The organism is uncultured Dysgonomonas sp., assembly GCF_900079725.1.
GTDB lineage: Bacteria > Bacteroidota > Bacteroidia > Bacteroidales > Dysgonomonadaceae > Dysgonomonas.
This window is the reverse complement of sequence record NZ_LT599032.1, coordinates 596,980-611,971: the sequence shown is the minus strand read 5'-3', so window position 1 is coordinate 611,971 and position 14,992 is coordinate 596,980. Positions and strand designations below refer to the sequence as shown.

Genomic DNA, 14,992 nt, shown 5'->3' with positions numbered 1-14,992 from the left:
CAAAAACAATAAAAAGATTTGTTATGGTTAATCAAAGAACTTTAAAGAATAGTTTTTCACTGAGTGGAAAAGGGTTGCACACTGGACTAAGTATCAATATCACGTTCAATCCTGCACCTGAAAACCATGGTTACAAAATCAGACGTACCGATGTGTTGGGCCAACCTGTAATAGATGCCCTGGCCGAAAACGTATCGGCTACACAGCGAGGCACGGTATTGTCAGCCAACGGTGTGCAGGTCAGTACTGTAGAGCATGCATTGGCAGCATTGTATGCATGTGAAATCGACAACTGCCTGATAGACGTGGATGCTCCCGAATTCCCCATTCTGGATGGAAGTTCCATAGCCTATGTGAGCAAAATAAAAGAGATAGGAATACAACAGCAGAATGCTGTAAGAAAGTATATAACATTCAAGCGGAAAAGAATCAAAGTGGTAGATAAAGCTACCGGATCTTCGATGCTTTTGTTGCCTGATGAGTCATTCAGTATTCAATCGCATATCTCATTTAATTCAGCTTTATTAAGGCGGCAAGATGCAAGCCTCAACGACCTGTCAGAATTTACAAGAGACTTTGCTTCTGCCCGGACATTTGTTTTCGTCCGCGAAATAGAACCTTTGCTACAGAATAATTTGGTCAAAGGCGGAGATTTGGACAATGCTATCGTGATATATGACAAGCCTATCGAGCAAGATAATTTTGATCATCTGGCCGATGTAATGGGGGTGAAAAGAAAGGATGCCAATAAATTAGGATATATCATGAATAAGCCGTTACTTTATCCTAACGAACCGGCCAGACATAAGCTACTTGATATTATAGGTGACATAGCACTGGTCGGTCATTTTATAAAAGGAAAAATTATCGCAAATTGCCCGGGACACAAAATCAATAATCTGTTTGCCAGAGCTATACGCGAAGCTATAAAGGAATCTAAGCCGACGAAAGTTGCTATGCTAGCAGAACCGGTACATACCGGACAATTTTATTGGAATCGCCCCTAAAGAATTTTGATTATGAATAAGGTATTGGCTTTCATTACGAATAATAGTACCATATTGCTTGGCATACTCGCCGGTACAATTATAGGTTTTGTCTATTGGTTCTATTTTGCATGTTACTGGGGTACTTATCCATTATCGGCCGAATGTTGGGTTAATTGCAGCTATGGTGCTTTAATAGGAGGGTTTGCTTCAAGTCTGGTCGATAATAAAGAAATATGATTCATTTTATAAATTAAAACTAGTAAATTATGCTGAAAAATGACATTGGAATTAATGCAGGTATAATATGGAATTTACTGGCAGAAAAAGGTAAGTTAACCATAAGGGAAATCGGAGAATTTTCCGATTTTAAAGATTCTCTTATAAATATGGCACTAGGTTGGTTATCAAGAGAAAATAAAATCCGTTTCTTTGACGAAAATGGTCATTTATATATCGAATTGAATCATTCAGTATCTGAAACATATTATTGATTAAATTTATTCATTATAGAAAAAAGCGTTATTTATTTCAATAACGCTTTTTTTTGCTTTTATAGTTTGGTGTATAAGAATACAAAAAAGTTCATTGGGATGAATTTTTTTACATTTTAACTTAAATTCCAAAAACAAATAAATAAGCTAACATGTTTATCTTGGGAAGACATAAGGATATATAGATTCTATCACATCTATGCGCGATGTACCTTACCATTTTATTTTACAAGCTACGGTTTTAATATAGAATAAAATAAAAGGAAAAGGATAATGAAAAAGAATATTATAATTTACTTATTGTCATTTATCGGACTATATGCATGCACCGACAATGGCGACATGGAAATGGCTCACTTCACAATCTCGGCAAGAGATATTGTAACAAATGAATTTATTGGTGGAGGAACATACCAGATACTCGATTATAATAATGAAGTTGTAGCCACATATACTCTTTCGAAAGGTAAAACCGAGGTTACAGACCTGCCTGCAAGAAATTATACAGTAGTAGAAGTTACACCTCCCGGTGGCTATGTGGGGGACGAAAAAGAAAAGAAATATCTATACTTCAATAAAAATTCTGAAGATTTTGTCTTTCAGTATATCAACGAAAATACCAGAGCTTTACCCGAATCCATGAAGGTCAATTTTTATACCACTGAGGGAAATCAGCTACTTGGCGAATATAATGCAGTACGTGTAGGAGAATATTATTGGGTAGATCAGAATTTCTACCATACGGTGAAATGGGGCAATGATTTTGAGAATATCTATCCGATTACCCAGAGTGTTCTGGATAAATATGTAGAACGTATCAGAATAGCACCATCACAATTTCAGTTACAAAATATCAATGATTTTGAAAAAAGCTATGGCAGATACTACAGCTATCCGAGTATATTGTATATGAATAAATACGGTGTAATGCGTGATCAGAACAATCAGAATATCAAAGGATGGAAGATACCTGCACCTGAAGATTACAGGCAACTATTTGCGATGTGTCCCTTCAATACTACGCATGATGGTCCTCATACGCGGCTAAATGAACGAGATGTACGATTTGCATTAGGTGCAAGGCAGGGTGACAATCCTTTAGCTTATGATATTGCAAATCCGGGAGGTGGCCCGTATAAGACATACTGGTTTGACCAAAAGAATACTACCAATAAGTATAAATTCAACCTGATGCCGGGAGGAGCCAGATTGAACGGTGATGGTCCGTGGTGTAATGGATTGGGTCCTACAAACGGGTGTTATACAGATGCGAAGAAAGGGGATATCTATCACTTATTCTACTCTGCATATATGGCTGTGCAGCTTTGGGATGATGAATTATCGATGGGAGTGGTCATGTTGCATGACTATGTGGATACCAAAGATGTTCTAAGCTATCATATGATGAATGTACGTTGGTGCAGAAGACTTAGCGATATAGAATTGGGCTATAAATTATATATAAACGCAAATCAGACAGATATAAAGAAACTGGATTTGGATACACCTCCTCCAAGCGGATACAAGGAGTTACCTCATGGATATGTACGGGGATTCTACGTGCAATACATGCTAAATAATCCAAAGTCTACGATAACAGTAAGTAAAATAGTGGATTATGCAAGGAATGTGGAGGACAATTATACATACGAAAACAGAGCTAATTTAAGTGTCATCTTGTAAATAGAATTAAACACAGTTCAGATGACAAAGGCGGGTGACTTACGATAAATCACCCGCCTTTTTACTGTCTCCACTGAACATAAATTATTGTGGTCGTGTTTAGTATATATGTTTAATTAAATCTACCATCAGTCATGAAAAAGAATGAAATAGTAAAGTCGCCACAGGATTTTGTAGCTTATGAAGAAGCCCGCAAGGATAAAAGCAATAGTTCTTATCCGGCTATCATTAGCGAAAAAGAGGTAAAAGCTGCTCTCAATAAGATAAATCCGGATGAGGACAGTATGAAAAGTAGAGGTTGATATTAAGATTGTATAACAAAACTCCCTGCATGGAACAAATGCAGGGAGTTTATTTCTGTACCTATTTCTAAACCAGATTTCAGATTTTATTATCTGTTTATTGTTTATTTTATCAGTTAACTTATTTATATTTGTTATATTCAAATTGCAAAACAGACAGCTATGAGCAAATATAACATCCTAACTACACTGCTATGCATTACTATTTTGTGCCTTAACACAGTAGATGCTTCAGCTCAAAAGAAAACCTCCAAAAAGAAAGAACCGGTTATTGCCAAGGTTGATTCTACCGAGATTGTATTAACCCAGGCTAAAGGCGCGCCGGTAGCACCTTTCATCGATACATTGTTTCTGATACATGGTGGAGTCGGTTCATTTACAGTAGATCAAAGAGCATCAGCTATTGAAGATAAAATAAGATCGCTCGAAGAATACCCCCTTTTTAATCCCGATTCGCTAAAACTGGTTGAGTTTAGTGATCAGATAAATGTAGTATACGACGATCAGAAATACCAGAATTCAAGAATTATAATCAGTATAGATACCCTACAGGCTCAGATATATGGCAAAGCTAAGCTCGATTTGGCCGATTCGTATCGCAATATTATAATCAGCGCTATCGAAAAGCGGCAGAACGAAACCAGTTGGAAACGAATAGGAATGCAAGCCTTATTCGTTATACTGATAATTGCCGGAGAGTATTTCTTCCTCCGGGGATTCCGCTATGGATACCGTAGACTTAAAATCTTCGTGCGCAAACAGCGGCATAAAAAAGTCAAAGGTCTGTTTGGTATAATCGAGGCAGAGAAAGCAGAGCAAATCATATTTGTCTTGCTCAAGATACTGCGCTTTGTCTTAATCGTAGCATCCCTATTTGTATGTACTCTGTTATTTTTCAAGATATTCCCGCATACAACAGGTATATCGGATCAACTTCTCAACTATGTTATATCTCCGGTAAAGAAAGTAGCTATCAGTATCAAAAACTATCTGCCAAATCTGTTTACAATAATAGTCATCGCTTTTATATTCAGGTTTGTAAAGAAATTCCTACGTTCCATCACAGATAAAATATCAGATAATAAGATTACGTTCAAAGGTTTTTATCCCGATTGGGCGAAACCTACATACAATATTGTGATAGCCATACTGATGGTATTCACATTCATTATGATATTCCCTTATCTCCCTAATTCGGACTCACAGATATTCCAGGGTGTATCTGTATTTCTGGGGTTAATGATATCATTGGGCTCTACGTCCGTTATAGGAAATATCATTGCCGGCTTTGTAATCACATATATGAGGCCTTTTAAAATAGGAGACCGTGTGAAAATGGACGATACAGTTGGCAACGTGATAGAGAAAACGGCTTTGGTAACCCGTGTAAAAACAGCCAAGAATGAGGTGATCACTATTCCTAATTCCAGTGTAATGAGCACGAAAACCGTTAATTACTCTTTCTCAGCGAGCCAGTATGGTCTAATCCTGTATACAACAGTCACTATCGGCTATGATGTGCCATGGAGGCTGGTACATGAATTGTTGCTAAAAGTAGCATATAAGACTGACAACCTGAACCGGAAGCAAAAGCCTTTCATCATGCAGACTGCCTTTGAGGACTTCTATGTGGAATATCAATTAAATGTATTCACCAAAGATGCCAATAAAATGAATGATATATATTCCGACCTCCGTAAAAATATTCAGGATGTTTTCAAAGAAGCAGGTATAGAAATACTATCGCCTCATTACCGTGTCAACCGGGTTGTAAACATACATGAATTTAACGAAGACCCTCAAACCGAAGACGCTTCTGGAGAAGGTTAAGCTATTTGAAAGAAACAAATTTAAGACATACCGGCATATCCAGTTTTATGTCTTTAAATGTATCTTCCAATAAGCCTGTATTTTTATTTCTGAGGAATATCTGGATTGTATCGTTGTCGCGACTCGCTACAAGTAGATATTTGCCGTTTGGCGTAATTACGAAATTACGGGGATGTACTCCTGTTTCCTGATAACCTGCTTTGGTCAGCTTTCCATCTGTCTGATTGATTGAAAATATGGCTATTCCATCACCTTTCAGTCGGTTGGATGCATACAGGAATTTACCATCGGGAGATATATGTATGTCTGCACTACCCTTTGCGTCGAGTGTATCTGCCTGTATAGATTGTATTTGGGTAAGATCACCCTTTATCCCGTCATAATTAAAAGCGATTACTGCACCGGACAACTCATTTATAAGATAAGCATACTTGCCATTCGGGTGAAATGCAAGATGCCGTGGGCCAGATGCATCGGCAACCTTAAATGATGGAGGTGTTCCTTGCTTGAGATAGTCGCCTGTAGCATTTGGGTTTACATCGAATTTATGTATCTTATCTGTTCCCAAATCGTCAGCGAAGAGATATTTTCCATCAGGAGAAAACATAACACAGTGTATATGTGGCTTTGCCTGACGTTCAGGGTCTGCACCTTTACCCGTAAAACTAATAACTTGGGATGCCGTAGTAAGTGAGCCATCTTCTTTCACTCCAAACACGCTGAGGCTACCACCCGAATAGTTTGCCGTAACCACATGTTTACCCGCGGCATCCACTGAAATGTAGCAAGGGTCGGCTCCTTTAGTTGGTTCTGTATTCAGATGTTTCAATTCCCCTTTTGCTTTGTCGAAAGAGTAAGCATTGGCAGCGGCAGTATTGTCACCTGTTTCGGTCACGGCATAAACGAATTTTTCGTCCTTGCTAACAGTCAGGTAAGATGGGTTTGCTACTTTCACCATGCTTTTATATTGGGAGTATCCCGATACGGTATCGAACTGATATACATATATTCCCTCACTTTCTCCTGCAGTATAGGTGCCCACAAGGAGATACATACTGGTTTCGTCTGATATAGATTCCATATTTATAACGTCGGTTTGATTATCGGTCAAATTATCTGAGGCGCTTTTTTTATTATTGCACGATAATAGGGAAAATGCAATAGCTGTTGATAATAAAATATATTTACACATAATTTCTATATTTACTTATTCAAAAACGTTTTACACAACAAAAGAACGCAAAATTTATTATATTGGCATATATTTAGCAGATAAAATTAGAGATGAAATATATTCCTGTAAACTTGACAAACTTGACAAACTTGACACTTTTTACCCTGTTTTTTATTATCGTATTCTTATTCTCTTTGTGAAGGGATATTCCATATGGATATCCGCAGGAATCTCTTTTGGGTAAAAAGTGACAAAAGTTACACATTTTCTATTTTTCTGCAGCTGCTTCCACTCCCTTTATTTTGATAGCAGATAATCGCAGGCATTGCCTCTATCTGAATTTTTAAAACTTACCTTACATTCATACTCTTTTAATGCACGCACAACAAGGCACAATTTATTACTTGTCTACTTGTAACTCTTGTATATATTGATAAAAATCCAAAAGAAATATTCATATATTTATCCTAAATTTGAGGGAAATATTTTGTTTTAATAGGATAAAAGGCCTATCTTTGTCGGCTGAAAAAGAAGAAATAACTTAAACTACTATAAAATGAAGAAAGATATTCATCCAGAGAATTACCGTCCGGTAGCTTTCAAAGATATGTCAAATGATGAGGTATTTATCTCACGTTCAACTATCAATGCAAAGGAAACTATCGAAATAGATGGTGTTACTTATCCGCTGGTAAAGCTTGAAATTACCAGTTCGTCCCACCCATTCTACACAGGTAAACAAAAACTTGTGGATACAGCAGGACGTGTTGATAAGTTTATGAACCGTTACGCAAAACGTACTCAGCCTAAAAAATAAGAGTATAGTATCGGTCAAAAGAATTAAAAAAAGCTCTAAAGTAAAACTTTAGAGCTTTTTTATTTTTATCCTTAAGTCCAAGACTTATGTCTTGTGTTTAATTAAGCGTATTATTACTTCACGCTCTTTTCCAGTCGGTTAATAATCTCATTACCCAGTTTTGTTTTCGTATCTATATGTGTCAATACAGCTTTTACAAAAGCATTTTCTTCAAATACTCCACGTACTTGTTCAAAATCATCTTTCTGCTGGTTGCGGTCGCCATCAAGGCCGAAGCCTGTACGTGAAGACAAAGAAAATTCCTTTTTAGCATCCTCATATATCATCTGATCAAGGTTTACGACTACTGTTTTCCAACGTTCAACAATGTTTATGATATCCTTCGCTGTTATTGTTTCCAGCGATAATCCGTAGTATTGCTGTATCTTATCCCATGCCCATGTCCATTCCAGTGAATAATAATCTTTGTGGAGTTGGGCAAAAGTGGCATTTATTTCCGAAACCTGCGTGATCTTCCCCGATTCTATATCTGCAATCAGTTTATCTATTTCGGAACGGGGGGCAAGCATGCCGCCTATATCACTCCATACACATAATCCTACTTTGGTATCGGGTTTCAGATAGCTCCTGATTTCTTCATTATTCGTACAAGGGCAATTGCTCAAACGCGATATTATAGAGTTTCCCAAAAACTTATTGATTGCCATATCATACAATTTCAGCCCGTTATTCAGGGAAGAGTTTTTGATGCGGCAACCTTTGTATGAATAAAAATCGCTGGCTTCGCCACATGTTTCTAGCATTTCCCTTAATATAGATATTGCCTTGAACATTTTTTGTACAGTATACGGACTTAACAGGTTAAAGTTGATCTGATCCAGCATCTCAGGATCTTTGCGTTTGTCACGCTTTGGAAATTTTTGTGCATCACGGATAGTACCTACGCTGCGTAAGTTAACACCCGGAACTAAAACTGTTTCGTTCTTGTCTTCTATCAGGTACGAAAACGGCATATTCGATGTGTCGGTATTGTGATAGTGGCGTCCCATTATCAGGGAAAACGCCCCGATACGGGATGGCCATAATATATACGAATCACTGGTTGTTTTGCCTCCACGTTCCACAATTCCTTGATGTATAGGACCCAACTTATACATATGATTACTCTGGTTTGAACCCGAACCGGCATTCATAAAGGAAAACATACCGGCAATCAGTAACGTCGATTTATGATGTGTAACTGTATATGGCCCTGCAAATAGGGCGCAGGCTTCCCCGTTTTCACCCTGGCAATTGCTGAAAAATAAAGAATCGCTGGCCGAATATGTATGGCCTAACTGGCATGCCTGACCTATAAAACAACGGGTGAGCATGGTTCCGTCCTCTACTCGCGAACCCGAACATATGATAAAATCGTTCGCCATTACACTATATCCGATATGTATAGGGTCGTGTTCATTACTGTTTATACTCCCATTTTCTAAATGGCGGGCACCTTCTATGACAGCATAGTCTCCTATACGGACATTTTTTATGGCGCCGGCATTTACTATTGTTACATTATTACCGATGGTACCTGTTGTTGAGGTATTTTCTCTGGCGTATGCCATAATCATATCCTGCAACTTCTTGGTGAGTACCGGACGATGGCGATAGAACGAAAGTATATATGCAAAATGCGCACTTAGCTTATCATATATTAAAACTTCACGCCCTCCGGTCTCATTCAGTACACTTACTTCCACGCCATTACCAAAGGATGTTTCCCCATCTACATACAGATGGTGTATATTTTGAATGAGGACATTATTACCGATTCTATAATTTGCAATATAATTCTGAATATTTTCTATCAGTACATTGTTGCCCAATTCACAATTGTGAAGACAGGCATGGTGGATACCCGAATGCTTTTTTAATCCACCCGGCAGAGAGAACTCTTCCTCGAAAACACCCATTTTTATTTTACCCGAAAAATTTACATGCCTGATATAATCGGGTGTAAAATTATCCGCAACTTCTATATTATCCCAATTATCGGCAATACAGTTTTGTGTCTTTAGTACATTTATTTCCTGAGGGGTAAGAGCTCTATAAGTCATATATTGATTGTCAATTTTATTATTTATAAGTCATTCAGATAACTAATAAAATGTAAAAATAACAAGAAAGAAAGAGAATGTAAGTATAAAATACTAAAAAGTATCAGTCAGGTAATATAAAGTATTTATGAATATATTCCGGTAGGTTGGGGGAGGGGTGAATTGGGATGGCTATTGGGAAAGGTATATACTTGCATACTAAAGTGCATTTCAATATTCAGCACAAAAACGCCTCGGCTATCTATTTAGCTGAGGCGTTTTCAATTTCCTTTATCTCGATTACATTATTCCTGATCAGGTAAACTTACAGGTGTATTGGCATTGCTGTTCAATCGGTCTTGCAGGTTATATTTGCGTACCAATCCTGCAATTTCCGGATCGAGTGGTGCACGATATGCTTTTGTAGGATCTAATTCGCAGGCCTTTATTAAATGTTCGATAGCTTCACTATCATTACCGGCACGGATAGAGAGTATGGCTCTCAGATATTCGGTATTCCCTGTCTGCTTCAAATCATTTAATAAATCCAAAGCCTTCGCATTGTAGCCCATGCATACGAGGCATAGTGCTGTATTATAATCCGGATAAGCCTGTAATATATCCAATGCCTTCCAGTATTCCCTATCTTGTAAGAAGCGGAGTGCCTGTGCATAATCGGGGCGTACTTCGGTATTCACCGAAATTTCTTCTGCCATACCCGGGCGGGTCATATTGAAAATAATATCCGCTTTGTTTAACAATGGATATATTGAATCCTGAATGATTTTGAAGTCTGCCGGATAGTTTTTCTTTATTTCCTGCTCACATTGGTCAGGGTTTACCGCTTGTGTTAACATATCTAAGATTTCAGACTTGTTAGGCATGTCGGTTCTCTTGACAATCAAACGAGCCATTGTATTCCAGTCTTCTCCACTGTAACGTGTTTTGAATACCATTGCCACATCTGCTTTATTGCCTCCTAACGACTTGACAAAATAATCCTTCAATGCATTTGCACGTTTCATCGACAATTCTATATTATCGTCATACGAACCGTCTAAGGCTGTAGATACCCGTATGACTACACTATCCATCAATAATTTGCCTTCTCCGGTAAATGTACGGTAAGTATTTAATACTTTATCTGCCTGTTCTTTATTGTCCCTGTAATTTACATTGAAAGCTGATTTTCCTGTTGCGAATTTAGGATAAACAACCATTGTATTATACACATCCCGGTGAATTGTAGTAGTCTTGGATATGAGTGTAGAATCTACCAGCTGAGACAAGGATGAAATGAAATAAGACAATGTATCAGACAAAGGAGTAATAAAACTACTGCGGTCTATCGCATCTATTTTAGTATTCATTGCCAAACGAAGCCTTCTCATCCCCGGAGTAACCGGATAATCCTGTTTGTATACAAAGAAGAAATCACGGTCGGTCTGTATCACGGTATCGAGACGGGTATTTTCTTCATAAGGAAAAATAATTAGTTCGCGTCTCTTTTCTTCGCGTCGTTCTTTCTTCATCTCGTTAAGCGCTATATCTTCAAACTTATAGCGGCTTTGTGCAATTTCTATTGAGTCCTGATTGGTCAGATATTGGTTCTTGATCTGGTTCATTGCCCGGCCCTCCCTGTATATATCACGGAACCTCTCAGGAATACGGGTAAGGTCTTCACCTTCCAGCATCAACGTTTTCAGGTTCTTATCGAAGTTTTTCATATAACGGGCATACGCTCCGATTGTATCCTTACCTGTGGCCCAATCGCGCAAAACCTGTTCTTTGGCACGATTCGAATATTCTTTATAAAAATCGAGACGATAATCATTTTTCTGCTCCACAACAGTTCTGCCTTTTTTCAGATCATCCGGTTTAGGAACATTTTTCATATATTTTGCAAAAAAGCCTGTGGTATCTTTACCTTTTGCCACCTCTTTCATTGCTTTCTCTCTTGCTTTACGCACATTCTCATAGTAGAGTTTTTTGTCAAAGCCTGTCTGTTTGGCAGCCATCAACGCTTCAGCATCTTCCTTGCTGGTTTTCCATTCTTCGAAATCAGCCTGTCTGCTCCATTCTTTATGGTACTGGTTGTAATAGAAGTTTTGCTGGAAAGCTATATCTTCCTCTACTCCTTTATAATCCACAAATACGCTGTCGTATTGCGATTCATCTACTATGGAATTTACATAATCCTCATAATCTTTATAGGATTGTTTCTGCTTGTTTGAAAACTCCTGCCCTTTCAGTACAATTGTTTTTAGAGGTACTATAGAGTCATTATGCAATAACTTAGGTGACATTGTTACCCGGAAGTTAGTCGAAAGCAGTTCTTTAGGAACTCTCACTACAAAGTCTACGTTTACCCGTCCGTTTTGCTCCGGTGTAAAACGCGATTTGGCGGTAACTACTACCTCACTCAGGTGTTGTACTTGGCTAAGATCGAGTACTTTATTTGCATCCGGCTTAGCTTGGTTTATTGCCTCTGCATTGGTGTATGTAACTTGCTCGGCAACTACAACCTGGCCTTTATCCTGTCCTTCTATATAGGGCAGTTCTATATTAGGCCGCTTGGATTGGGATTGCATAAATAAATCCTTAGTCAAAGCTTCATCCTTTGTAACCGGAACTTTGACTTTAATAGTCTGAGGTACATAATTTGCGTATGGGTCGCGGGAAGCCCGTATTTCACGCACTGAATTGGATGTGGAACACGACAACATCAAAGTCAGTGTCACAATAGGGATGGACAACATACTAGTAAACGATAATCCGGATAATAGTTTGTAAGTTTTTTTCTCCATAAAGTTTATTTTTGGCTCGAAAAATCGAAATCGTAAAGTTTTGTAATATTTATAGTTATAGAAAAACGCTGCAAAGATAATTATTATATAATAAATTCCTGATAAGTTCGGGTTTAAATTTGGATTAATACATACTTTTAAAGCTATTTTTTAACAAATGTATAGCTATTTAACACTTTATCAAGGGTTTTAAGTCCTTGATAAAGCCTCTTCTTATACCCCTCCTTAACTATCACTTATTTAAGTCTCTACAGGTTACTATGCAAATCTTCGCTATATTAACTGTTAAGCTTATAGACACATCTTTTATAATAAAAATAACGAAATAATGATATAAATATTGTATAGTCAGACTATCATATCACAAATTATTTATATATAGATAAATATCGTGCAGAAACAATATTTGCTATTTTTTCGTGCCGGATTGAAGTGTCGGATTATCATTTAAAAATTGTACCTTTGCATCAGAAAGAAAAAAGTGAGCTCATAAACAGCTGATTAAGTTTATGAAAAAATATAGAAACCTTGTATTTTACACATCTATCATAGGCCTGTTTTCGGCACTGATATATTTTATCGTCAGAGTCGGAAGACATAATCTCGAAGCTAAACAAAACGTATACGGATTGGCGTCAACCACTTCTGCCTGGAGCGATTTTATGCATCATCTGAGCGAAGACTTCGCCGCGCCCGTAGCTATATTATTGTTGCAGATAGTTGTTATCCTGTTGGCTGTAAGAATATTCGGCTGGATATGCCAAAAGATAGGACAGCCTACCGTCGTAGGTGAGATTTTTGCAGGAGTAGTTCTCGGACCCTCTCTTCTTGGGCATTATTTTCCTCAGATATCCGAATTCCTTTTTCCGGTTTCCTCCTTGGAAAATATACGGTTTCTCAGTCAGATAGGCCTTATCCTGTTTATGTTTATCGTAGGCATGGAGCTGAATTTGAAAACTTTAAAAAATCGGGCCAATAATGCTCTTATTATCAGCCATACCAGTATTGCCGTCTGTTTTACATTAGGGGTTCTTGTTGCATACTATTTGTTTGGAAATTTTACACATCAGAGTACGGTATTTCTGCCGTTTGCCTTATTTATGGGTATTGCGATGAGTATTGCGGCATTCCCTGTTATGGCACGCATTATACACGAAAGAGGAATTAATAAAACTCCCTTGGGTGCTACCATAATTACATGTGCTGCAATAGACGATATTACTGCCTGGTGCTTGTTGGCTGCCGTTATTGCCGTTGTTAAGGCAGGCTCATTTGCCAGCTCGTTGTTCATCATCCTTTTGGCGCTATTATATGTACTGGCCATGTTTAAGATTGTGCGTCCTTTCCTGAAACGGATAGCCGATTTGCAATCTTCTAACAGGACCATAAGCAAGTCGGTTATAGGAGTCTTTTTCTTAATACTGTTTCTGTCCGCTTATGCTACTGAAGTAATAGGAATACATGCGCTGTTCGGGGCATTTCTGGCAGGTGTGATTATGCCTCCCAATCTTAACTTCAGGAATCTGTTTACCGAAAAAATAGAAGACGTATCATTGGTACTATTGCTGCCTTTATTCTTTGTCTTTACAGGTTTACGCACAGAAATAGGACTACTCAACGAACCCGGTTTATGGATGATCTGCGGAGGGATCGTTTTCCTTGCCATTTTTGGAAAGACAATGGGAAGCGCAATTGCCGCACGATTTGTCGGGAATAACTGGAAAGACAGCCTTACCATCGGCGCATTGATGAATACAAGGGGACTGATGGAATTGGTTGTACTTAATATTGGACTTGATCTTGGTATTCTTACACCCGAAGTCTTTGCTATGATGGTTGTGATGGCACTTACCACTACTTTTATGACATCTCCTTTATTAAGTCTTATAGATAAAGTATTCAAGAAAAAACAAACAGATACCGATCTCGTTCAGGAGGATAAATATAAAATATTGGTTTGGTTTCAGAGCCCTGAAATGGGGCGTAAACTGATGTTTGTAGCTAATAGTTTCATAAGGAAGAAACAGGCGAGTTCGGAGTTGACAATGCTTCATCTTTCAGAAGGAAACCTGTTGTATCAATATGGTATAGAGGAAGAAGAGGAGGAAATGTTTAAGCCGGTGGAAGAGGAAGCACATAGCCTGCAACAAAATTTCATTCCGGTATTCAAGGTAGTGGGAGATACCAATAATAGTGTTGCCAAGATAGCAAATAAAGGGGAATATGACTTCCTGCTGATAGGATATCAAGGCTCTGTTTTGTCAGATAATGTTCTGGGACGCTTCCTTGGCTTCTCTAACAGGATACTTCATTTACCTAATTATTTACTTACCAAATTAGGAAATCAGAAAAAATGGAGCCGCATGCTGCTGGCTCCCCTCGACGAAGGACAACGTACCATTGTTTCCAAGAGCGATATGCCGGTTGGCATATTTGTTGATAGAGGTATAGATAAAGGACTGGTAAGTATGAGGAATATTTTTGTTCCTATACTCGACGAGGACGACATCTTTGTAGGAGATTTCATGGAACGGCTGGCCGAAAATTCGTATGTGCGGATTACCCTTTGGGATGCTATCGGGCTGATGGATACCTCGATGGATTTTATAAAATCCGTCCGTGCGATTAAGGCGATAAACCCTTATCTGTTCCAGCTTTGGAATAATAATATCCCTATAGATAGTGATATTCTGAAAAAGCAGGATCTGATAATGATAAGCCTCAATAGCTGGAAGGAACTGGATAGCAGAAATCCTAGACTAATGAAAGATGCACCCTCTACTTTAGTCCTAACTAATTAATTGCCGGAACTCTGGTA

At 38.1% G+C, this 14,992-nt stretch carries 10 protein-coding genes and 1 pseudogene; 8 read left to right on the top strand and 3 right to left on the bottom strand.

Translation table 11 applies throughout. The features are described 5' to 3' along the window. Positions 1–23 precede the first annotated feature (23 nt). The 6 genes and pseudogenes from QZL88_RS02650 to QZL88_RS02625 all read left to right on the top strand — a co-directional run. Positions 24–941 (top strand): annotated as a pseudogene (locus QZL88_RS02650) (UDP-3-O-acyl-N-acetylglucosamine deacetylase); the annotation flags it as partial. A gap of 78 nt (positions 942–1,019) precedes the next feature. After that, positions 1,020–1,226: a hypothetical protein gene (locus QZL88_RS02645; RefSeq protein ID WP_296938471.1), complete on the top strand. Its 207-nt coding sequence runs from the start codon at positions 1,020–1,022 to the stop codon at positions 1,224–1,226. Between the two features lie 29 nt (positions 1,227–1,255). After that, the gene (locus QZL88_RS02640) at positions 1,256–1,480 is read left to right on the top strand and encodes a winged helix-turn-helix domain-containing protein (RefSeq protein ID WP_296938470.1); all 225 of its coding nucleotides are present in this window, start codon (positions 1,256–1,258) and stop codon (positions 1,478–1,480) included. Positions 1,481–1,753: 273 nt separating this feature from the next. Then, on the top strand, positions 1,754–3,163 hold the full coding sequence (locus QZL88_RS02635; protein WP_296938469.1) for a prealbumin-like fold domain-containing protein: 1,410 nt from the start codon (positions 1,754–1,756) through the stop codon (positions 3,161–3,163). 134 nt (positions 3,164–3,297) lie between these two features. Further along, positions 3,298–3,465 carry a hypothetical protein gene (locus QZL88_RS02630; RefSeq protein WP_006799441.1) on the top strand — a complete coding sequence of 56 codons (168 nt, stop codon included), beginning with the start codon at positions 3,298–3,300 and terminating at the stop codon, positions 3,463–3,465. A 162-nt stretch (positions 3,466–3,627) separates the two neighbouring features. After that, positions 3,628–5,295, top strand: a complete 1,668-nt coding sequence (locus tag QZL88_RS02625; protein WP_296938468.1) for a mechanosensitive ion channel family protein — start codon at positions 3,628–3,630, stop codon at positions 5,293–5,295. A gap of 1 nt (position 5,296) precedes the next feature. On the opposite strand, the gene QZL88_RS02620 is transcribed toward QZL88_RS02625, so the two are convergent. Then, positions 5,297–6,376, bottom strand: a complete 1,080-nt coding sequence (locus QZL88_RS02620; RefSeq protein ID WP_296938467.1) for a lactonase family protein — start codon at positions 6,374–6,376, stop codon at positions 5,297–5,299. A 649-nt stretch (positions 6,377–7,025) separates the two neighbouring features. Between QZL88_RS02620 and QZL88_RS02615 the strand changes: the two genes are divergently transcribed. Continuing rightward, positions 7,026–7,286, top strand: coding sequence for a type B 50S ribosomal protein L31 (locus QZL88_RS02615; protein WP_006799438.1), 261 nt, complete (start codon positions 7,026–7,028; stop codon positions 7,284–7,286). Between the two features lie 113 nt (positions 7,287–7,399). Here the strand turns inward: QZL88_RS02615 and QZL88_RS02610 are convergent, their stop codons facing one another. Continuing rightward, on the bottom strand, positions 7,400–9,388 hold the full coding sequence (locus tag QZL88_RS02610) for a DUF4954 family protein (RefSeq protein WP_296938465.1): 1,989 nt from the start codon (positions 9,386–9,388) through the stop codon (positions 7,400–7,402). 284 nt (positions 9,389–9,672) lie between these two features. Continuing rightward, a complete protein-coding gene (locus QZL88_RS02605; RefSeq protein ID WP_296938464.1) occupies positions 9,673–12,174 on the bottom strand; it encodes a hypothetical protein in 2,502 nt (833 codons plus the stop codon). Between the two features lie 509 nt (positions 12,175–12,683). Here QZL88_RS02605 and QZL88_RS02600 point away from each other — a divergent pair. Next, positions 12,684–14,975, top strand: a complete 2,292-nt coding sequence (locus QZL88_RS02600) for a cation:proton antiporter (RefSeq protein ID WP_296938463.1) — start codon at positions 12,684–12,686, stop codon at positions 14,973–14,975. The last annotated feature ends 17 nt before the right edge of the window (positions 14,976–14,992 follow it).

Excerpts from the sequence above, each read along its gene's own strand:
- QZL88_RS02630 (WP_006799441.1), top strand. The coding sequence starts at position 3,298 with ATGAAAAAGAATGAAATAGTAAAGTCGCCACAGGATTTTGTAGCTTAT.
- QZL88_RS02635 (WP_296938469.1), top strand. The coding sequence starts at position 1,754 with ATGAAAAAGAATATTATAATTTACTTATTGTCATTTATCGGACTATAT.
- QZL88_RS02620 (WP_296938467.1), bottom strand. The coding sequence starts at position 6,376 with ATGGAATCTATATCAGACGAAACCAGTATGTATCTCCTTGTGGGCACC.
- QZL88_RS02610 (WP_296938465.1), bottom strand. The coding sequence starts at position 9,388 with ATGACTTATAGAGCTCTTACCCCTCAGGAAATAAATGTACTAAAGACA.
- QZL88_RS02645 (WP_296938471.1), top strand. The coding sequence starts at position 1,020 with ATGAATAAGGTATTGGCTTTCATTACGAATAATAGTACCATATTGCTT.
- QZL88_RS02615 (WP_006799438.1), top strand. The coding sequence starts at position 7,026 with ATGAAGAAAGATATTCATCCAGAGAATTACCGTCCGGTAGCTTTCAAA.
- QZL88_RS02605 (WP_296938464.1), bottom strand. The coding sequence starts at position 12,174 with ATGGAGAAAAAAACTTACAAACTATTATCCGGATTATCGTTTACTAGT.
- QZL88_RS02625 (WP_296938468.1), top strand. The coding sequence starts at position 3,628 with ATGAGCAAATATAACATCCTAACTACACTGCTATGCATTACTATTTTG.
- QZL88_RS02600 (WP_296938463.1), top strand. The coding sequence starts at position 12,684 with ATGAAAAAATATAGAAACCTTGTATTTTACACATCTATCATAGGCCTG.
- QZL88_RS02640 (WP_296938470.1), top strand. The coding sequence starts at position 1,256 with ATGCTGAAAAATGACATTGGAATTAATGCAGGTATAATATGGAATTTA.